We start from the raw sequence: 19,969 nt of genomic DNA on the forward strand, positions 1-19,969 counted from the left end.
TGGATTAGTCAAAAATATTAATAAGCAAAGTTTCTAGGTTAATCGAGGATTATTAAAATGCCACGAATTCATGAATTGAAATATTTTTTGAAAATCCAAATCATAGTATGGCTTTTAATAATGAAGCTGATTGTACTGCTTTACTAATTGTAATTTGTGAATTCGTAGCAAAATTTAGTTAAGTGTCTTCCAGAAAGATTACGACTGTTTTAAAAACACAATTTGGATGTTTTTTGTATAAAAAATGATTTCCAAGATAAATATTGTAAACAAATAATTCACTTACATCGTTTTCGTTCTCTTGAGGGGCTTTTTTTTAGATTAATCAAATATTTTACTAATCTAAAAGTTCTATATTTGCTATTCTTTGAAAAAAATAAACTTAAAACAAATCTAATGAAGACTTTAAACGACTTTGATTTTAACAATAAAAAAGCAATAATTCGTGTTGATTTTAACGTGCCTTTGGACGAAAATTTCAACGTAACCGATACCACTCGTATTGTGTCAGCAAAACCAACTATTGACAAAATTCTTGCTGATGGTGGAAGTGTTATTTTGATGTCACACTTAGGAAGGCCAAAAGGTGCTGAGGAAAAATATTCTTTGAAACACATCTTAAACACCACTTCTGAAATTTTAGGTGTTCCTGTAAAATTTGCTTCTAACTGTGTAGGTGAAGTTGCCAAACAAGCGGCATCGGATTTAAAAGCAGGAGAAGTTTTATTGTTAGAAAATTTACGTTTTCATGCTGAGGAAGAAGCAGGTGATGTGGCTTTTTCTAAAGAATTAGCTTCTTTAGGAGATATTTATGTAAATGATGCTTTTGGAACGGCGCATAGAGCACACGCTTCTACTACCATTATTGCTCAATTTTTCCCAACTGCTAAATGTTTTGGAACGTTATTAGCCAAAGAAATTGAAAGCATCAATAAAGTTTTAAAAGATAGTGAAAAACCAGTTACGGCTATTTTAGGAGGTTCAAAAGTTTCTTCTAAAATCACGGTTATCGAGAATATATTAGACAAAGTGGACCACATGATTATTGGTGGTGGAATGACCTATACATTTATCAAAGCTTTAGGAGGAACAGTAGGAAATTCTATCTGTGAGGACGATAAACAAGAATTAGCTTTAGAAATTTTGCGTGCAGCAAAAGAAAAAGGAGTTCAAATTCACATTCCAGTAGATGTAGTAGCGGCTGATGATTTTTCGAATACAGCTAATACACAAGTTGTAGATGTAATGGCTATTCCTGACGGATGGGAAGGTCTTGATGCAGGTCCAAAATCTTTAGAAAACTTCAAAAAAGTAATTTTGGAATCTAAAACGATTCTTTGGAATGGTCCATTAGGAGTTTTTGAAATGGAAACTTTTGCCAAAGGAACAATTGAATTAGGAAACTTTATTGCTGAATCTACAGCTAATGGTGCGTTCTCTCTTGTAGGAGGTGGTGACTCAGTTGCAGCGGTAAAACAATTTGGTTTCGAAGACAAAATGAGTTATGTTTCAACTGGTGGAGGTGCCATGTTAGAGATGCTTGAAGGAAGGGTTTTACCTGGAATTGCAGCAATTTTGGAATAAAAACAACATTTTTAACAATATTTATAGTTTTTTTTAGTTAATACGTAGTATGTTTGCATTAATTTATTCTTAACAAGTTATGAATAAGCGTATTAACTAAAGAAATATGACTATAAAAAATATCACCATAACGCTTTCTTTATTGGTATCAATTCCTTTGTTCTCGCAAGATATTGCTGAGAACAAAGGAATTGTTCGTTTTGAGACTGCCCTAAGCTATCTGGATTCTATTAAAAGTACTTTTGTCAAAGATGATTTGGCTGCTTGTGTGGATAATATGTGGATGAAAGAATTGACCGAATTGGATTTGTACAACGAAATGACCCATGATATCGCAACCATTGATACAAGCGTTAAAGTAGATTATGAATTGCCTACTGATTTGTTGAAATCCAGACTGGAAGCAATGAATGCTAAATCTCCGTTCCGAATTCAATACAATGAAAATTTGGAAAATGTGATTAAGTCTTTCTTAAAATACCGCAGAAAATCCTATGAGCGTTTGATGGCAGTTTCAGAATATTATTTTCCCTTATTTGAAGAAACATTTGCCAAACAAAACATTCCTTTAGAAATAAAATATTTGGCCATTGTTGAATCTGCTTTGAACCCCAAAGCGGTTTCCAAAATGGGAGCTACAGGTTTGTGGCAATTTATGTACCATACTGGGAAACAATACGATTTAAAAATTGATTCTTATTTAGACGAACGTAGCGACCCTATAAAGGCGACTCAGGCTGCTGCGCAGTACATGAGTAATATGCATGCTATTTTTGGAGACTGGGAGTTGGTGTTAGCTTCATACAACTCGGGACCAGGGAATGTAGCTAAGGCTATTCGACGTTCAGGAGGGAAACAAAATTTTTGGGACATTCGCAATTATTTACCCAAAGAAACACAAGGCTATGTACCTGCTTTTTTGGCTACGATGTATATTTATGAGTACCATAAAGAACATGGTATAAAACCTAATAGAGCTTCATTACCTCATTTTGCAACTGATACAGTAATGATTAAAAGAGAAATGACTTTCAAACAAATTTCGGATTTATTAGACGTTCCTATGGAGCAACTGCAATTACTCAATCCGGCGTATAAGTTGAATACAATTCCTGTTTATAATGATGCGAAACATTTTCTAAAATTACCTAAAGATAAAATCGCCCTTTTTACCTCTAACGAAGATAAAATTTATGCTTATGTGCAGCACGAATTAGAGCGAAAAGAAGGACCTTTCCAAAATGGTGCTAGTGCGGTGGCAAGTCGTTCCACTTCAAAAACGGATACCCTGCAATTAAATCCTTCGAATACACAAATTTATAAAGTTAAACAAGGAGATAATTTGACTCTTATTGCCGAAAAATACCATGTAAGTGTCGAGAGTATCATGAAATGGAATAACCTCAATAGTACTGCTATTGCGTATGGCGAAAGTTTAAAAATAGGTGTGGCGGATTCCATTAATAAAAGCAACAAAGCTTTGTTGACTAAACCTACTACAGTGGAGGTGAAAACAAGTAAAGAGGAAGCGGTGGCTCATGCAGAGGAGGAAACTTCTGAGGAGGCTACTTATTATGTGGTTCAAAAAGGTGACAACCTTAATTCGATTGCTAGGAATTATAATGTAAGTATTGCTGAGCTTACAGCTTGGAATGATTTAAATGGAAGTGCTATCAAATTAGGAACTAAACTTAAAGTTGGTGAAAAAACAACAGCAACAGAGGAAGAAGTTGCGGTCGTTTCGACGACACCTGTAGTTTTGAAAAACATTCAATATGTGGTTCAAAAAGGGGATAACCTTGGTTCTATTGCTAAAAAGTTTGGTGCTTCGTTACAAGAATTAAAACAATGGAATAAATTAGCTTCTACAACGGTAGCTGTAGGGAAGACCTTGGTTGTTGCTAAAAATGAGCCAGCCATCAACACTTCGTATGCAAGTATCAATTCTTTTAAGAAAACCGATACTTTTGCCAAACCATCGCCTACGGACTACTACGTTCAAAAAGGAGATACATTGTATAGCATTGCTAAAAAATCGGGTGTTACCATAGCCGACTTGAAAAAATGGAACGATATTAGTGATGAAGGTATTAAACCCGGAATGAAATTAAAAATTAACGGATAAATACGATAATCTTCTCTAAATTTGGGTTTTATTATAATGAAGTAATTTAAACTTTTTCCGTTGGGCTACAAAATGGTCTTTTGCCTGATATTTTAACTGTATTATGCTCAAGGTACAGTGCAAAAAAAGCCAAAATTTGTGTCAAAAAAGTTTAAATAGCCTCAATTACAAAATTATGAAAAAGTCCCATTTTTTATTTTTAGTCTTGAGCTTGTTTTTCTTTTCTTGCAAAAACAATAACGACCCTGTTATAAAAAAAACGACAGGTCAGATTAACAGTGTGTCCATTGTTATAGATGATCAATTATGGAATGGCGAAGTAGGGGATAGCATTCGTAATAAATTTGCTTCGCCTGTACTAGGCTTACCACAAGAAGAACCTCTTTTTAATATCAATCAATATCCCACAAAATTACTCGAAGGATTCATTACCGATAGCCGTAATATTATCGTGGTCAAAAAGGAAGAAATCAATAAATTTGAAATCATTACAGACCAATATGCTTCACCGCAAAATGTATTTCATATCTCCGGTAGGACTGCCACTGATATTATTTCGATTTTAGAAAAGCAAAGCCCTACAATTATCGCGACTATTAGGCAAACTGAAATTGAGGAATCTCAAAAAAGCATCAAAAAATCCGTTTTGAATCCTAAAATCATTCAAAATAAATTCCAAATCAACTTAGACGTGCCTTCGGATTACCATTATACGTTGCATGAATCTAATTTTTTATGGTTAAAAAAAGAAATTGTAAGTGGGAGCAGTAGCTTGTTACTTTATCAAGTTCCTATTTATCAAATCATCAATAAGAATAATATGGTTTCTAATATCATCAGCATGCGAGATTCTATTGGTAAACTGTACATTCACGGAAAAGAGTTGGATACAGATATGATTACCGAAGAAGCATATTCACCTTATTTTTTTAAAATAAAGTTAGCTGGCAAAGTCGCTTATGAAATGAAAGGAACTTGGGAGCTGAAGAATGATTTTATGTCAGGCCCTTTTATCAATTACGTGATTATCGATGATGAGTACAGTAGGGCTCTAGTTTTGGAAGGATTTTGTTATTCTCCATCTAAGGAAAAACGGGATTTGATGCACGAGTTAGAAGCCATAATCAAGTCGGTTTCAATTATTAAAAGAGATTCAAATTAACCCGTTGGGTAAAATTAATTTAATGGTTAAGTTCATACCTATTGTCACATTGGGCTTGTCGAAATGTATCCTACATGAAGTATTCGACCCTGTGATAAGCTCAGGGCAGGCTCAGCTCAGACTGACTGTTAGGTATAAATAACTTTAGATTTAAATTAGAATTGCCATTTTTAAATGAATCTGATCACTTTCATCCAACGGGTTCACATTAGTTTTTTGTAATCAAAAATTCAACCCTCCTATCCATGGCATCTCCCTGACCCAAAGGGAATTTGTTTCCACACCCTTTGTATGACATTCTTAGGCTATTGATTTTCTTAGACATAAGGTATCTGAAAACAGCTTTGGCTCTATTGACAGATAATTTTCGTTCTTTAGTAGCTTTATCAATTGCATCGTGGAAATGAGATGGCGTACAGCATACATGACCCCGAATTTCAAATTCCAAGCGATTGTTTTTGGTTAGAATAGCGGCTATTTTGTCCAATTCTTTTCGGGAAGCAGGCGTTAACTGACTACTGCCAAGAGGGAACAAAATAGTTTCAAAATAAATACGGTCTCCTACATCATGATGGTCTTGTAAGGAATTGTAAATGCCATTTCCAAAACTGTTTTTAGGGACTAGCATCATATCCACACGTCGGTTTTGAGACCTTATTTTGTCAAGATCTTCGATTGTATCAGGTTTGATTAAGACACGCCCACGACCTTCAATAATAAGTATCTTGTTTTTGTTAAATCCTTGGGAGAGCAAAAGATTTCGTACTGTTGACACCCTCTTTTCGGATAGTTTGTAATTGTAATCGTGGTTGCCGCGGTCGTCACAATAACCATAAATTTGAACGGATTCTATTTTAGAAGTATCAATTTTTTTGATGTAATCAAGTGCGATTTGGAGTTGGTCTTTTTCCAGTGTGTATTTATCGAATTCAAAATAGACGGTTTCAATCTTTTTTTGCTGGGCTGAAACCATTCCAAAAAGCAATAAAACGACTAGTTGAAATAATTTAGGCATTACATTTTTAATATTTTTTGGTATTCAATTGGTGTGTTTAATAACGCAACGGATTTTTTGATAGCCAAGCTGTTGTTCAATTCGTATTGGTACAAACCATCTTGATAGTGATAGCGTTTGATAATTTCGTTCAAAATCAAATGACTAATCTCAGTTTTGTTTTTCACAATCAATTCCTCTTCGCTTTTTTGTAAAGTGTTCAGGAGTTGTTGGTATTCTTTGATTATGGATTGGTCAATTTTTTCTTTTTGAGCAATTACCAAGGTGTTTTTTAAGGCGAGTTCGGTTTCGGTATTTAAGGCTATTTTTTGGGATTTGATGTAATTTTTGAAATCTTCAAAATGAGTATCAGTAAATACCGGGAACTCCGTCGTTGGTTTGGGATTTTTGTAGAAAAAGACGGTTGCATAATTAAAGATAACATCATTTTTAACCAGTGCATCAGCAATAGCACTCGATTTAGTTTCTTCAATTTCTACATCAGGCAAAATCCCGCCACCATCATAAACGGTTCTTCCTTTACGCGTTTTAAAGGCGTTGTAATTTTTAGCATCGGTACGGGTAGCCATTCCTTTGGCATCTTTGTGAGCATAATCTAAGGCTTGAATGCAACGACCTGAAGGGGTGTAATACCTTGAAATGGTTACTTTGAGTTGGGTGCTATAAGTCAAATCAACGGGTTTTTGAACCAGTCCTTTACCAAAACTACGACTGCCTACGATTACAGCACGGTCCAAATCTTGTAAAGCACCAGAAACAATTTCTGAGGCTGATGCGCTTTTGCCATCTACAATAATAACAAGTGGAATTTCGGTATCTATAGGTTCAAACGAAGTTTTATAGGTGTTGTTGTATTTTTCAATTTTAGACTTGGTCGTTACAATAATTTCATTTTTAGGTACAAATAAGTTGCAAATATTCACCGCTTCATTCAAGAGTCCACCAGGATTGCCTCTTAGGTCAAGGACAATGCGTTCAGCCCCCTGTTTTTTTAATTCTAGCAAAGCTTCTTTGGTTTCGTTAGAGGCTTTTTTGTTGAAATGAGCCAACACGATGTAACCTGTTTTAGCATCTATTTTGGCATAAAAGGGAACCGATTTAATTTCGACTTCGTCCAAGATGATTTGGGTAGTATTTCTTTTGCCTTGGCGGTTGAATTGTACCTCAATCTTCGTGTTTTTGGCTCCTTTAAAAAGTTGGGATGCATCTTCTTTAAAATCAGTTAGGACAACATCACCTATTTGAACAATTTCATCACCTGGTTTGATTCCAGCCTTATCAGCTGGAAAATTTTTATAGACTTCCTTGATAATGATTTTGCCTTCTTTACGTTGGATGAGAGCGCCTATCCCAGTGTATTCACCCGTATTGTTGATTTTGAACTTCACCACATCTTGTTCGTTAAAATAAACAGTATAAGGGTCAAGGTTAGCCAACATGGATTTGATGGCTTTGTCCATTAAATCGCCTGGATTGGTTTCGTCAACATAATTGGCGTTCAACTCTTTAAAAAGGGTGGTGAAAATCTCAATTTGCTTGGCAATTTCAAAAAAATTATCTTTAAAGCTAACTCCAACAAATAAAAAGGCAGAGGCAATAACAGGAATTACAATTTTCTTTTTAAAATATTTTTGCATTTATTAATTATTTTTTAGGAAGCGTTTGTAGATAAAGTAACCTAATAATCCAAAAAGTAATACAAAGGGCCAAATAGAAAGGAGGCTCAATAAAAACGTGGAAAAAGTATTGAACCCTGATTTTATAGCATTCCAAATTTTTGCTCCATACGAAACAGTGGCACCACTTTCATGAGCAATGGGTTTATAAAATTCAATGTTTATGGTACTTAATGAAATTTGATTTTTTAAGTAATTCAATTGGCCTTGTTTCGCTTCTATTTCCTCTCGAATAGCGGCAAGTTGAGCTTCAATTTCTAGTATCTCCGAGACCTTATTGGCTTTTTTCAATAATTCAAGATAACGATTTTCTAAAGTTTTCTTGGCCTTTATACGAGTGTCTATATCAATATATTGTGCTGTTACATCCTCAGCAGCAATTTCTTTGTGATCAAAGTAGGATACTCCTTTTGAAATATTTTGAATAAAAGCATCAAAATTTTGACTCGGTATCCTAACGATTAAATTTCGGTAGACAGTTTCATCATTCTTACCGCCATTATCATTTTGTATAATGCCACCTAGTTCTTTGGTGTATTTAATGATTTGATTATAGGTGTCATTCAAATCTTTAGTTTCAAAACGTAGGTTTCCTGTTTTGACTATTTTTTGTTGGATTTCGGAAGTGTTTGTTTCGACTGTTTTTTTAATTTTTGCTGTTGCAACTGTTTCAGTATCTGCTTCTGAAGATGGCGCTGCCATTTCTAGTGAATTGACGCCTAAAGTGTTTTCTTCTGCTTTTTTGCAACTCACAATAGTAAACAACAGTATAAAAGACAATAGAGTCGATTTCATAAGTAGGTTTTTTATATGTTAAAAATACAAAAAAACTATAGTTATTCTTGTTTTTTTATCTGGTCTAAAAATTTCTCAAAGAGTTGTCTAGTTTTGAGGTTAATTTCTTCAAATTGTAGTCGGTCCTTGGTTTGATAAAACAACATAAAAGAGTAGGGTTGGTCTAAGTGTTCGAGCAACAAATGCTTATTCAGGCGATACGTTTCTCGTAGTACTCTTTTAAAGTAATTGCGGTCCACGGCTCTTTTGAAGTTTTTTTTCGAAACAGATACTCCTATTTGCGTGCGGGTGTCTTCGCCTACAGCACCTGCATAATACACCAATCGCAAAGGATATTTGGAAACCGATTTACCCTCTGAAAACAGCAAACCAATTTTAATTTTGCTTTTGAGTTTTTCTTCTTTAGGGTAATTGAATTTCATGTTTTTGTTACTAATACGCTACAATTGTAGCTCGCAAAGGTACAATTAAAGCACCAATCTAGTAGAGCAATCGCATCAGTTTTTTTAATACGGCTGTACAATTTATAATGGTAATCATAGCCTGAGGGGTAAGAGGAGTACCATGGATGTAGCTGGAGGGTTGTCATAAAGAGGTTCTAAAATGGGAGCCAGGGCATATAGGGTATTTAAGTAATGATGGTTCTATTTGGACAGGCAGAGGTGTAGCTTGTCTATATATTATAGAGGAATTAAGTACACTAAAATATTATTTACTACTTTTGCAGACTAAAAAAAATGGGCATGCATAAAATGATATCTTATCCTATATCAGTAATTTATTACTTATTGTTTGGGCTAGTATTGGTGATTTTTCATCCTATACAATGGATTTGTTTGCGATTTTTTGGATATCAGGCGCATAAAAAAAGTGTGGATTATTTAAATTTCTGTTTGTTGATGTGTACCTATTTGGTAGGAACCACGTATACCATCAAAAACAGAGAGTGCATTCCGCAAGGCGTACCGTTGATTTTTGTGGCCAATCATCAAAGTATGTACGATATTATCGCTATGATTTGGTTTTTGAGGCGTTTTCATTGTAAATTTGTAAGTAAGAAAGAATTAGGTTCAGGAATTCCTAGTGTTTCTTTTAATTTGAGACACGGTGGTTCCGTCTTAATTGACAGAAAAGACCCTAAACAAGCGATACCCGTTATCAAAGGCTTATCAGAATACATAGAAAAAAATAATCGTTCGGCGGTTATTTTTCCTGAAGGAACCAGAAGTAAAACTGGAAAACCCAAAGAATTTGCTCAAAGTGGATTGAAAATACTGTGCAAATATGCTCCATCGGCTTATGTGGTTCCCGTTTCGATAAATAATTCATGGAAAATGGTGCGATTTGGATTTTTTCCCGTAGGTTTAGGTAATCGTCTAAGCTTTGAAATGCACGACCCTATAAAAGTTAGTGAGACTACTTTTGAGGATTTAATGCAGCGCACAGAGCGCACAATAGTAAAAGGAATACAATTTTAAAACATATATAATGTCAATAAAAAATATCAGATTAGAAGTAATGCAGTTTTTAGAGCAAAAGGTGGACAGTTTTGTTGACCAATATCTAATACCTGTAGAACAAATTTGGCAACCATCTGATTTTTTGCCCAACTCAGAAAGTGATAACTTTTTGGAAGAAGTAAAAGAATTGCGTGAGATATCCAAGGATCTTCCTTATGATTTTTGGGTAGCTTTAGTAGGAGATATGATTACCGAAGAAGCTTTACCTACCTATGAAAACTGGTTGATGGAAGTAGAAGGTGTTGATAACCTTGAGCGTAATGGCTGGGCCAAATGGGTGAGAGAATGGACTGGAGAAGAAAACCGTCATGGGGATTTATTGAATAAATACATCTACCTATCAGGACGTGTGAACATGCGCGAAGTCGAGATGACTACGCAACACCTTATCAACGATGGTTTTGATATTGGTACCGGAAGAGACCCGTATAAAAACTTTGTTTACACCAGTTTTCAAGAGTTAGCTACTTATGTATCGCACAATAGAGTATCGCAATTGGCAAAAAAATACGGGGATAAAAAATTATCCAAGATGTGTAAAATGATTGCTGGGGACGAAATGCGTCACCACCATGCTTACAGTCATTTTGTAAACGAAATTTTTAAAGTGGATCCAAGCGAAATGATGTTGGCGTTTCAATACATGATGAAACAAAAAATCGTCATGCCAGCCCACTTTTTGAGAGAATCAGGACAAAAAATTGGAACGGCATTTGAACAATTTTCAGATTCAGCACAACGTATCGGGGTTTATACCGCTAACGATTATGTTGAAATTTTGCAAAAATTAATCGACAAATGGGAAATTGATAAAATAGTAGGGCTGACGGATGAAGCCGAAAAAGCTCGTGATTATTTGATGAAATTGCCTGCTAGAATGGCTCGTATTTCAGAGCGATTGGTTATACCTGCAGAATCTCATATTTTTAAATGGGTAGAGCCTGCTCGATTGTAAATTTTTGATTAACAATTTAACCCTTTAAAACGTTTAATAACCACAGATTCGCTAATTTAATTGAAACCGCTTGAACAAGCATTAGTGTAAATTTTGGTCCTGTTAATAAAGAAAATATTGATTTAATAAAGGGAATCTACGAATCTGCGATTGTTTTAAGTCAAAAGCTTTAATTTGAAATTAAATGAAAACATACTGCTGATTTTGAAGTATAATAACTTTGAAATCAGCTTTTTTATATCCAAAAAATTGCCCCAATGAACCCAGACATCATCTCGCAGACCATCACTTTTGTAAAAGAAACTTTAAAAGACGCCGAAGGAGGACATGATTGGTTTCATATTGAAAGAGTTTATAAAAATGCGTTGTTGATAGCCAAAGAAGAAACCTGCGACTTGCTAGTGGTGCAATTAGCAGCTTTACTACATGATATAGCTGATAGTAAATTTCATCCAGATGCTTCGGGCGGAGATGAAACCTTAGGCCCCAAAATGGCGCATGATTTTTTGGAAAAACAGAACATAGCACCCACCACTATAGCGCATGTGGTTGCTATTATAGAAAATATTTCATTCAAAGGGGGCAAACAAGAACAACTTTTTTATTCTAACGAATTGGCAATTGTTCAAGATGCTGATCGACTGGATGCCATAGGAGCCATAGGAATCGCTAGAGCGTTCAATTATGGAGGGTTTAAAAATAGAGCGATGTACGACCCAAGTATTGCTCCAAATGTTAATATGACCAAAGAGGAGTATAAAAAAAGTACCGCGCCGACCATCAATCATTTTTATGAAAAATTATTGCTCCTAAAAGACAAAATGAATACCGTGACAGGAAAGAAAATTGCAGAACAACGCCACAAGTATATGCAAGGATTTTTGGCGCAATTTTATGCTGAATGGGATGGTGTCCTGTAATGAAGTGGGTGTCATAGATTCGGTTTTTATCAGATGATTTCAAAGATTTCTTTATAGTTGGTTTGATTCTGCTCATGGTTTATTCAAGATTTGCTGCAGGGCTAATGCTTGTAGGATAAGCAACTTTTTTCATCCCAATAATCCTAGCGGCAAAACTCAATTTGACACTTAATGATGTTCCTGACGCTATTTGATTACCTCTAGTCTAATGGGAACACAGACCTCTTTAAAAGCCATAAATTCCTAATGCAGATTTTGGGCTTAATTCTTTTATATTTGTTATATCCTAATGGGTCAGTAGTTTGTAATAGTGCCATGGGGGCATTAGCTTTCTGCCTTAAGACAATGATTTTACTTAAACCCAAATTCCGCAGTAAACTTCGTAGGGAAACGAAACCAATTGTAGCTTTAAAATAATTGATAATGAACATCAAAACCTTAATACTGATTATAATTAATAGTTTGATTGCCTTGGTTATCACGTTGTTGTCATTTTCATCGTACCAACAATTTTCAAGAGTTTTGGACGATCGCGTGTTGTTGCAATTAAACTCTATTAAAACCCTCAAGAAAAACCAAATTGAGCATTTGTTGAAATCAGAATGGGAACGATTTGAAGTTTCTAAATCGCTTACTCCAATTCTTGATAACACCGTTTTAAAGCTTCCAGATAGCATTACCCGCAGGGAAGGAATTCACGATTTTACACCGTATCATGTGCATAAAAAGACCACAATTGGTTTTGTGTCTCATTCAAAAACGGGAACCAAGATTAAAATTTTGGATTACAACAAAATAAAAGACATTCTTCTGGAACGAACCGGAATGGGAGAAAGCGGTGAATCCTATCTTGTGGGAACCGATTTTCGAATGCGGTCGCAATCTCGTTTCTATCCTAATAAAATCCCTTATACGCTAGCAGTTAAAACAAAAGGAGTTGCCAAAGCATTTAAAGGCATCAATGGCAGAGGAATTTTTGAGGATTATAGAGGAGTCGAGGTATATAGTGTGTACAGTTTGCTTGATATACCCAATTTAAAAATGGTAATCCTCTCAGAAATGGATGTTGATGAGGTTACAGTGCCTTTAAAACAATTGAGGTTACGACTCGCAGGATTAACTTTGGGTATTTTTTTGCTTGGGATTATGCTCTCTCTTATTTTGACCCGAATTATTACCAATCCCATAAAGAACATGCAAAAAAGTCTCCGCATCATGGCCGAAGGAGATTATAACCAAACGAATGAATTTATAAAAAATTCAAAAGAAATAAAGGAAATGTTTGAGGCCTTGGCTAATTTGAAAGCCTCTTTACAAGGAGCCGTAAAATTCTCAGATGCTATTGGGAAAATGAATTTGAATACCAAGTACAAACCTAAAAGTTCCAATGATCTTTTGGGAAAAAGTCTTTTGATGATGCGGGATAAGCTAATAGAATTCCGAAACAATGAAGAAAATACCAGAATTCATTCTAAGCGAATGTTGGTTGACGGTATGGAAAATGAACGACGTCGCCTTTCGCGGGAACTACATGATGGTGTGGGTCCGTATTTAACTTCCTTAAAACACTACATTGAAAACCGAGTGGAAAACGAAGAGAAAAAAGCAGAAATGAAGAAAATCGTTGATGAAACCATTTCTGAAATCCGGTTGATGTCTAATGCCTTGATGCCGGCTTCGATAGACGATTTTGGGATTGGGGTCACTTTGACTAACTTTATCGATAGCTTGAAAAAATCCACCACCGTAACCATTGAATACGAAGATTTAACCAAACAGGAAAGTTCCAATATTACCAACCATCAGGCCATTAACCTGTTTAGAATATGTCAGGAGTTAATCAACAATTCATTAAAACACGCGCAAGCCAAGAACATCCGAATCACACTTTCAGAATTTGATGAGTTTATTTCCCTGTTTTATTTTGATGACGGCATTGGGTTTAACATAAAAACAGTTAAATTAGGCTTAGGAATTAGTAACATCAAAGAGCGTGTTGAAATTTGCAATGGCAAAATTACCATTGATGCCACCCCAGGAAATACGAGTTTTGAAATTGAATTACCCATAGAATTATGAACGAAATCAAATTAATCATAGCCGATGACCATGAGCTTTTTCGAAATGGACTCGCAGAGTTACTCCGAAAGCATGAAGACATACAGATTGTCAAAAGTGTAGGCGATGGCCTGGCTTTCATGAAGCTTGTTAAGAGTCAGTTTGAGGCGGATATCGTTCTGCTCGATATTACTATGCCCCATTTGGATGGTTTTGAGGTGTTGAAAGAATTAAAAAACATTGATTCAGATATCAAACCCATTGTAATTTCGATGCACGATGATGGGAATTACATCGCCAAATGTGCCAAAATGGGCGCTTACGGTTACTTATTGAAAAACACCGATGAAGCCGAATTGATATTGGCCATTCGAACAGTACATCAAGGAAAAAAATATTTTAGCGCCGAAATTTCTGAAAAGATGATCAACTTCATGTCCACACAAAGCATCAGTGAAGCAATTTTGTCCAATAAAGAAACCGAAGTTTTAGGTTTGATTTCCAAAGGCTTAACGACTAAAGAAATTGCTGCCAAACTTTTTGTGAGTTCCCGAACCATAGAGACGCATCGCGCCAATATTTTGAAAAAACTCGAAGTAAAAAACACCGCCGAACTCATCAAAAAAGCCACTCAATTGAGTTTGATTTAAAGTTGTAACAAATTGACAACTAGATTTTTGACTAAAAAAATATTTAATCTACGTAGCTTAGCATAAATTAAGGCTATCCGTATAAATACGGATGCAAATAGGGTAAATTCCCATAATCCTAAAAACCTATTGTGAGATGTAACTTTGTCTAGAACCATAAAAATAATAGACATGAAAAAAGCAGCATTGATTTTAGGAGTTTTAGTATTTTCTTTAGGTGCATTTGCACAAGATGGAAATAACGTGAAGCAGAGTGATTTAAAAGGACCTGCTTATAAAAACTATAAAGCTTGGATGCACAAAACAGTGCCTACAGAAATATATACAGATAACAATAAAGAAGCACTACAAGGTCCAGCTTACAAAAATAACCAAGCGTGGAAAAACACTTCCAATCAAGACTTGGTGGCAGTAAAAGCAACTGGTAGCGAAAGACAAAAATTAACAGGACCAGCTTACAAAAACCATGGTCCTTGGAGTAAAAAAATTCAATAAAAGGTATTCGTAATCCCTAAGGATTGCAAATCGTTACTCATATTAAAGCCGTCCGGAATGTTATTTTTTCGGGCGGTTTTTGGTTTTGGTTTGTTTTGGAGTTAGTGAAACACTGCCTTTTTAAATTACGATACTTTTCCTCATCTATGTTTCAAAATCTTTTAAGCAAGGAACATCTTGCTCAATAGTACAGATAAATTTACAAAAATGCAGCTTAACTTAAGCTGTAATTTTCATTTGCATATCAAAAGGCTTGTATCCTAATGAATCATTATATCGATTATGCTTTCTTACTCTCTATAGATGTTCCTTAATTTAGACTAATTGTTCCTTATTAACAGGTGGATATTGAAAACCAATACTTAGCACAGCATTTTCAATGTTCCTTAATCTATCCTAAATGTTCCTTATTTCTTTTTTTATTAGAACTAAAAAGCACTTTCTTAATGTTCCTTAACTAAGACCAAATGTTCCTTAATCTCTCGGAACCCTTTTAAAACCTAGGCATATTACTTCAAAAAGAATGTTCCTTAAATGATAATTAATGTTTCTTAAATACAAAAACAGCATTTATATCTCTTTGTTTTTCGCTTAATCTATCTAAAATCCCTTCTGTTACAAATTGATTCAAGTAGAGACGAATGGTCTTTTCGTTAACTCCAATACGACTAGCAAAATCTAGTACAGTGCCTTGGTGATTCAAGAACAAGTAATTGATAATATTTTTTTGAGTATCATTATAGGTATTCCAATTATGCTCAATCTTTTCTAGTACCGAATCATGAATAGTTTTTGAATGCTCACTAATTTTATTTCTCAATGTCAAATAAACATTGCCATTTTCTTCTTTATATTCAGGAGTGGATAACATTGATTTTTCCATTGATTCATAAATCCTTGAAACCCCTTCATTGAGTTGCCGTACATAACCCATGTCTTCTAGTACTCTAGCTACACGAGGGTTTCTAGCGAATCTTTCACTCTTAATATTTTCTACGGTTACTTGTGCTGGCAGAGGTCCGCTATTACTGATTTCTAGACGATTATCAAAATGTTTGATATAAATAGAGTTACCCTGAACATTGTAAGAACGGTGACAAAGTGCATTAACCATTCCTTCTAGCCAAGCTTCTTCGGGATATTCGGGAACTTTTTTAAACCGGCCTGTTTCCATGTCCAGAAAGTAATAATCCTTGAACGAAGCTCTTAAAAAAGCTTTTAGAGCATCGATTAATCTCGGAATATTATTTTCAAATCTTTCATCTTTTACAACGTTGTGACTTGTTCCTGTCAAAGCTTCTGTTCCTTCATAACGTACATAGCGTACTGATGCAGAAGAGATATATTTTTCAGGGTCTTGAGTGAATAGAAGTACCGAAGCATTTTTTAATTGAAAAATTCCGTCTTTCTTCTTGGCTAGATGTCGTTTTACTAATAAATCTAGAACATCGCCCTTGTAATTTAGTTTTTGTTTGTACTCATTGAGTAAATCTTGGTCTAAATCATCAAAATCAAAATCCTTAACTATTTCTTCTTCAAAACGTCTTATACCTTTATCGTATTCTAATTTTTTGATTCTATCTCGATCTAGTAATCTGTTTGTGTCTAATACTCTTAAATAGACATTTTAATTATCTTTTCTGGAAAAAATACGTTCCAAATCTTGCTCAACATGATATAAGAAAATCAAATTAGCATCCATCTCAATCTCTTCCAATTCTACATTGCAAGCTGGGTGAACAAAATCAAATACTAGCGTTCTATATGCATCGAGTTTGTCACCTAATGTTCTAACATCTTGTAAGGCTCCGTTATCAGCAACTCCAAAAGCTAAAACACCTCCATCAGCATTAAGCATTCCTATCAATTCTTCGGCAATTTTGGTAGGTTTTATGTCTTTTTCGCCTAATCCTTTTCGCTCAAAGTATTGATTCTCTTTTTGCGTACGCAAATACACATCAGTGATTAAAGAATTAATGGTTGAAATTATCATAATAGTTGTTAGTTGTTAAAGGGTAGTTGTTTTATTAATCATTGATAATTAACAATTATCCATTAAATTGATTTTATTTCATTAATACCAAAACGTTTTAATGTTTGGACGTAATTCGTTTTCTCAACATCACCAAAACTGGAATACTTAAAGATTATTCTATCTATTTCTGGGTTTAGGGCTGATTTCCATTTGCCAATTCCTTCAGCTACTTTATTGGTAAAGCTATCAGCTACGTAAATGAATAAAGTTCCATAACCTACACTGAATACTTTTTTGCCTTCTATGACTTTTTCTTCAATAGGTTAAATCTATACCGCATTTAAGTAAAATTTCAAATAATACATATTCTTCCGTATGACTCGTTTTAATGTTATTTTGAGAATCAGATAAATTATCTGAATTAGCATCCCAACTTTTGATATTGGAACTATCTAGTTTAAAAACCTTAAAGCCTAAATCTTTTGCTTTTTCTGGATTTTATTGAGTTTTTTGCTCTACATATACGTTCTTTTCCGATTTTAGCAATTGATGTATTGTCCTGATTTTAAATTATCCATCTATAAATTACAATTGCCGTTCTGTTATGGTAAAAATATGCAATATTTTACAAGAACACTTTTCTTATTGTAAAAAATCGTGAAAATTTACAATTACAGTTATGCTATTGTAAATAGCACATCAAATTTTGCAAAATAATTTTTCTTGTTACCATAAATACTATTTTCTTACTTAGTATATATTTTACAACTAACAAACTTTTAAACAAAGTCTAATTTAAACTTCAACAAATTTTTTGAACGAATTAATATCCGAATTTGATAATAAAAGCCATTAAAATTGTAGATTTGATCACCAAACTTTAACTCAATTCGGTAAAATGAATTTAAACTTTGACTTAAAAAAAGCAGAAGGTTATTCGAGTAAATCCCAAATAGCAAGAGTCTTGACCGAAAATTGGGTTAAAGAAAATTCATATTGCCCTTGTTGTGGAGCATTGCCCATTATCGAATACAGCAACAATCGACCAGTTGCTGACTTTTATTGTTCAGTATGTGCTGAAGAATTTGAATTAAAGAGTAAAAACGGAAATTTAGGACGCATTATTAATGATGGCGCCTATGAAACTATGATTTCAAGAATTACATCAAATACAAATCCTAATTTTTTCTTCTTAAGCTATAATAAAAGCTTTGCTGTTGAGAATTTTTTAGTGATTCCAAAACATTTTTTTACTCCTGAAATAATTATAAAAAGAAATCCGCTTAAAGACACAGCCAAAAGAGCAGGCTGGATAGGTTGTACTATTGACATTTCAAAAGTACCTGAAAGTGGTAGAATTTTTATTGTAGAAAATTCAAGAATAATTGAGCAAGATAAAGTAAATATTAAATTACAACGAACTGATTTTTTAAAAAGTAAAAGTTTAGATGCGCGAGGTTGGATATTAGATGTTTTAAATTGCGTTGAAGATATTAAAAAGCCAACTTTTACCATAGACGAATTGTATGCTTTTGAAAATAAGTTGAAAATTAAATATCCAAATAATAACCATATCAAGGATAAAATTCGTCAGCAATTACAATTTTTAAGAGACAAAGGACTAATCGAATTTAACGGTAGAGGTAATTACACAAAAATAGAATTATGAAAAAATACATTTTTATTACACCCGAAGGAAATACAACTTCACCAAATAATGAAGAAGTTGAAAACATGCAAGTGATAGGAATCATTGAAGACGTTACAAACGAAGATGAAGCTTTGAAAAAACTCCTTCAAGAAAACAGTTGGATTTTTGATTGTGATTTTAATGTCGCTGAATTCATTTGTTACGAAATCAAATAATCTATTTTAAATACAAAAATCTACCTGCTATTCCAGCATTTTTAAGAATTTCGGCATTTTCTTTACCATACGCTATAAATACACTTGGCGCTCCAGGAGTTCCTGCTTGAATACCTGAAACATGATAAAATTTAATTCTACCCTTTACAAACAAAACTGCATCAGCATCATTCCAAATATGATTAAAGAAACACTTCGTCTCTGTTCTAGCAAAAATTAAAGCAATTCCGTTTCCGTGATTTTTTAATTTCTCCAACCATAATTCCATTCCTTTGCCATAAGGAGGATTCAAATACACTCTTCCAAACCAATCTTTTTTTAAACCATCGTCTTTTATTGTAAAATTGGTTTTCGCATGTACAAAAGGAGGATTCACAGGACTACAAGGATCCAAATCAAAAATCCCTAATTGTTTCACTAATTCAGGAGGTGTAAGCCATTCTACTGTAGTGTTTTCGGAACGTTCAAAAGAGGTATCCATTTCTTTATATTTTTATTTTTCAAATAAATAAATAAAAAAACAGCTACACAATACACAATAAGTGTGATCCTGTTAAAATTTGATTGTGCAAAATATTTCTATCTTAAAATCATCTTTTACCTCCATTAGAAGATACACCTAAGAACGTTGCCATCAAAAAATGGATGAAAGCCTATTGCGAGGAATACTGTTTAAAAACGGTGGATTATTTGCCATTTTTAACATGGGAAGAAAATGTGTTCTAAAACACTTATGTTCTCTAAATATTTACAAAAGACTGATGTTCCATTAATTTTAAATGAAAGTGTAAAAAATTGACGTCAACTTAACAAGTTATTTTTCAAAAACAATAGGTAATATACTTTAAAAAAACTAACCACCTATTTTTAATCTAGATTTACATTTTCAGAGTTTTTTTGATATGGCAGAAAACGACTCAAAAGTTTGATTATACAAAATACAACATAACTGCCTTGTAATTGTATATACTATTTTAATTCTATTTGTTATCCTAGTTTGATTAATATTATTTAAAACCCGAAATGTAGCTCCTCCGCCACGGCGGACTCGAACCAAGTCCAAAAAAGTTCCGAGCATAAAAAAAGAAGCCGTCTCAAAACACAATTTGAGTTGGCTTTTTTATTTTCAGGTTTTTTAGTTTGATTTTTCTTTCTGCTGAAAAAGTCAAAAAT

The 19,969-nt window shown here is 34.0% G+C and carries 18 protein-coding genes; 11 read left to right on the top strand and 7 right to left on the bottom strand.

Going from position 1 to position 19,969, the window contains the following annotated elements:
- The first annotated feature begins 396 nt into the window (after positions 1–396).
- From pgk to K5R64_RS04235, 3 genes are all read left to right on the top strand, one after another.
- Positions 397–1,584, top strand: a complete 1,188-nt coding sequence (pgk, locus tag K5R64_RS04225) for a phosphoglycerate kinase (protein WP_220761214.1) — start codon at positions 397–399, stop codon at positions 1,582–1,584.
- Positions 1,585–1,690: 106 nt separating this feature from the next.
- Positions 1,691–3,709, top strand: coding sequence for a LysM peptidoglycan-binding domain-containing protein (locus K5R64_RS04230; protein ID WP_220761216.1), 2,019 nt, complete (start codon positions 1,691–1,693; stop codon positions 3,707–3,709).
- Between the two features lie 175 nt (positions 3,710–3,884).
- On the top strand, positions 3,885–4,871 hold the full coding sequence (locus K5R64_RS04235; protein ID WP_220761218.1) for a DUF4837 family protein: 987 nt from the start codon (positions 3,885–3,887) through the stop codon (positions 4,869–4,871).
- A 208-nt stretch (positions 4,872–5,079) separates the two neighbouring features.
- Here the strand turns inward: K5R64_RS04235 and K5R64_RS04240 are convergent, their stop codons facing one another.
- Genes K5R64_RS04240 through rnpA form a run of 4 tightly spaced genes read right to left on the bottom strand, consistent with a single transcriptional unit; the run spans position 5,080 to position 8,779 of the window.
- Positions 5,080–5,886, bottom strand: coding sequence for an OmpA family protein (locus K5R64_RS04240; RefSeq protein WP_220761220.1), 807 nt, complete (start codon positions 5,884–5,886; stop codon positions 5,080–5,082).
- Positions 5,886–7,523: a S41 family peptidase gene (locus tag K5R64_RS04245; protein ID WP_220761223.1), complete on the bottom strand. Its 1,638-nt coding sequence runs from the start codon at positions 7,521–7,523 to the stop codon at positions 5,886–5,888. The genes K5R64_RS04240 and K5R64_RS04245 overlap by 1 nt, the downstream gene beginning before the upstream one ends.
- 3 nt (positions 7,524–7,526) lie before the next feature.
- The gene (locus tag K5R64_RS04250; RefSeq protein ID WP_220761225.1) at positions 7,527–8,357 is read right to left on the bottom strand and encodes a DUF4349 domain-containing protein; all 831 of its coding nucleotides are present in this window, start codon (positions 8,355–8,357) and stop codon (positions 7,527–7,529) included.
- A 41-nt stretch (positions 8,358–8,398) separates the two neighbouring features.
- A complete protein-coding gene (gene rnpA, locus K5R64_RS04255) occupies positions 8,399–8,779 on the bottom strand; it encodes a ribonuclease P protein component (protein ID WP_220761227.1) in 381 nt (126 codons plus the stop codon).
- 321 nt (positions 8,780–9,100) lie between these two features.
- On the opposite strand from rnpA, the gene K5R64_RS04260 reads away from it, so the two are divergent.
- The 6 genes from K5R64_RS04260 (at position 9,101) to K5R64_RS04285 (ending at position 14,955) form a co-directional block, all read left to right on the top strand.
- Positions 9,101–9,835, top strand: coding sequence for a 1-acyl-sn-glycerol-3-phosphate acyltransferase (locus K5R64_RS04260; protein WP_220761229.1), 735 nt, complete (start codon positions 9,101–9,103; stop codon positions 9,833–9,835).
- A 10-nt stretch (positions 9,836–9,845) separates the two neighbouring features.
- The gene (locus K5R64_RS04265; protein WP_220761232.1) at positions 9,846–10,832 is read left to right on the top strand and encodes an acyl-ACP desaturase; all 987 of its coding nucleotides are present in this window, start codon (positions 9,846–9,848) and stop codon (positions 10,830–10,832) included.
- A 257-nt stretch (positions 10,833–11,089) separates the two neighbouring features.
- Entirely contained in the window at positions 11,090–11,752 is a 663-nt protein-coding gene (locus tag K5R64_RS04270; protein WP_220761234.1) for an HD domain-containing protein, read from the top strand.
- A 423-nt stretch (positions 11,753–12,175) separates the two neighbouring features.
- Positions 12,176–13,831 carry a sensor histidine kinase gene (locus tag K5R64_RS04275; protein WP_220761236.1) on the top strand — a complete coding sequence of 552 codons (1,656 nt, stop codon included), beginning with the start codon at positions 12,176–12,178 and terminating at the stop codon, positions 13,829–13,831.
- Positions 13,828–14,460, top strand: coding sequence for a response regulator transcription factor (locus K5R64_RS04280; RefSeq protein WP_220761239.1), 633 nt, complete (start codon positions 13,828–13,830; stop codon positions 14,458–14,460). The genes K5R64_RS04275 and K5R64_RS04280 overlap by 4 nt, the downstream gene beginning before the upstream one ends.
- Positions 14,461–14,631: 171 nt before the next feature.
- Complete coding sequence (locus K5R64_RS04285) at positions 14,632–14,955, top strand: hypothetical protein (protein ID WP_220761241.1); 324 nt, start codon at positions 14,632–14,634, stop codon at positions 14,953–14,955.
- Positions 14,956–15,496: 541 nt separating this feature from the next.
- Here the strand turns inward: K5R64_RS04285 and K5R64_RS04290 are convergent.
- On the bottom strand, positions 15,497–16,249 hold the full coding sequence (locus K5R64_RS04290) for an ATP-binding protein (RefSeq protein WP_220761243.1): 753 nt from the start codon (positions 16,247–16,249) through the stop codon (positions 15,497–15,499).
- Between the two features lie 333 nt (positions 16,250–16,582).
- Positions 16,583–16,948 carry a helix-turn-helix domain-containing protein gene (locus K5R64_RS04295; protein WP_220761245.1) on the bottom strand — a complete coding sequence of 122 codons (366 nt, stop codon included), beginning with the start codon at positions 16,946–16,948 and terminating at the stop codon, positions 16,583–16,585.
- Between the two features lie 880 nt (positions 16,949–17,828).
- Between K5R64_RS04295 and K5R64_RS04300 the strand changes: the two genes are divergently transcribed.
- Together K5R64_RS04300 and K5R64_RS04305 are read left to right on the top strand one after the other, a co-directional pair.
- Positions 17,829–18,599, top strand: coding sequence for a DpnI domain-containing protein (locus K5R64_RS04300; protein WP_220761247.1), 771 nt, complete (start codon positions 17,829–17,831; stop codon positions 18,597–18,599).
- A complete protein-coding gene (locus K5R64_RS04305; RefSeq protein WP_220761249.1) occupies positions 18,596–18,796 on the top strand; it encodes a hypothetical protein in 201 nt (66 codons plus the stop codon). The genes K5R64_RS04300 and K5R64_RS04305 overlap by 4 nt, the downstream gene beginning before the upstream one ends.
- 1 nt (position 18,797) lies before the next feature.
- On the opposite strand, the gene K5R64_RS04310 is transcribed toward K5R64_RS04305, so the two are convergent.
- Positions 18,798–19,277: a phage N-6-adenine-methyltransferase gene (locus tag K5R64_RS04310; protein ID WP_220761251.1), complete on the bottom strand. Its 480-nt coding sequence runs from the start codon at positions 19,275–19,277 to the stop codon at positions 18,798–18,800.
- Between the last annotated feature and the right edge of the window lie 692 nt (positions 19,278–19,969).

Source organism: Flavobacterium sp. UMI-01, from assembly GCF_019656315.1.
Classification (GTDB): domain Bacteria; phylum Bacteroidota; class Bacteroidia; order Flavobacteriales; family Flavobacteriaceae; genus Flavobacterium.

Excerpts from the sequence above, each read along its gene's own strand:
- K5R64_RS04310 (WP_220761251.1), bottom strand. The coding sequence starts at position 19,277 with ATGGATACCTCTTTTGAACGTTCCGAAAACACTACAGTAGAATGGCTT.
- K5R64_RS04260 (WP_220761229.1), top strand. The coding sequence starts at position 9,101 with ATGCATAAAATGATATCTTATCCTATATCAGTAATTTATTACTTATTG.
- K5R64_RS04240 (WP_220761220.1), bottom strand. The coding sequence starts at position 5,886 with ATGCCTAAATTATTTCAACTAGTCGTTTTATTGCTTTTTGGAATGGTT.
- K5R64_RS04275 (WP_220761236.1), top strand. The coding sequence starts at position 12,176 with ATGAACATCAAAACCTTAATACTGATTATAATTAATAGTTTGATTGCC.
- K5R64_RS04245 (WP_220761223.1), bottom strand. The coding sequence starts at position 7,523 with ATGCAAAAATATTTTAAAAAGAAAATTGTAATTCCTGTTATTGCCTCT.
- K5R64_RS04265 (WP_220761232.1), top strand. The coding sequence starts at position 9,846 with ATGTCAATAAAAAATATCAGATTAGAAGTAATGCAGTTTTTAGAGCAA.
- K5R64_RS04250 (WP_220761225.1), bottom strand. The coding sequence starts at position 8,357 with ATGAAATCGACTCTATTGTCTTTTATACTGTTGTTTACTATTGTGAGT.
- K5R64_RS04230 (WP_220761216.1), top strand. The coding sequence starts at position 1,691 with ATGACTATAAAAAATATCACCATAACGCTTTCTTTATTGGTATCAATT.
- K5R64_RS04305 (WP_220761249.1), top strand. The coding sequence starts at position 18,596 with ATGAAAAAATACATTTTTATTACACCCGAAGGAAATACAACTTCACCA.
- K5R64_RS04270 (WP_220761234.1), top strand. The coding sequence starts at position 11,090 with ATGAACCCAGACATCATCTCGCAGACCATCACTTTTGTAAAAGAAACT.
- pgk (WP_220761214.1), top strand. The coding sequence starts at position 397 with ATGAAGACTTTAAACGACTTTGATTTTAACAATAAAAAAGCAATAATT.
- K5R64_RS04285 (WP_220761241.1), top strand. The coding sequence starts at position 14,632 with ATGAAAAAAGCAGCATTGATTTTAGGAGTTTTAGTATTTTCTTTAGGT.
- K5R64_RS04235 (WP_220761218.1), top strand. The coding sequence starts at position 3,885 with ATGAAAAAGTCCCATTTTTTATTTTTAGTCTTGAGCTTGTTTTTCTTT.
- K5R64_RS04280 (WP_220761239.1), top strand. The coding sequence starts at position 13,828 with ATGAACGAAATCAAATTAATCATAGCCGATGACCATGAGCTTTTTCGA.
- rnpA (WP_220761227.1), bottom strand. The coding sequence starts at position 8,779 with ATGAAATTCAATTACCCTAAAGAAGAAAAACTCAAAAGCAAAATTAAA.
- K5R64_RS04300 (WP_220761247.1), top strand. The coding sequence starts at position 17,829 with ATGAATTTAAACTTTGACTTAAAAAAAGCAGAAGGTTATTCGAGTAAA.
- K5R64_RS04295 (WP_220761245.1), bottom strand. The coding sequence starts at position 16,948 with ATGATAATTTCAACCATTAATTCTTTAATCACTGATGTGTATTTGCGT.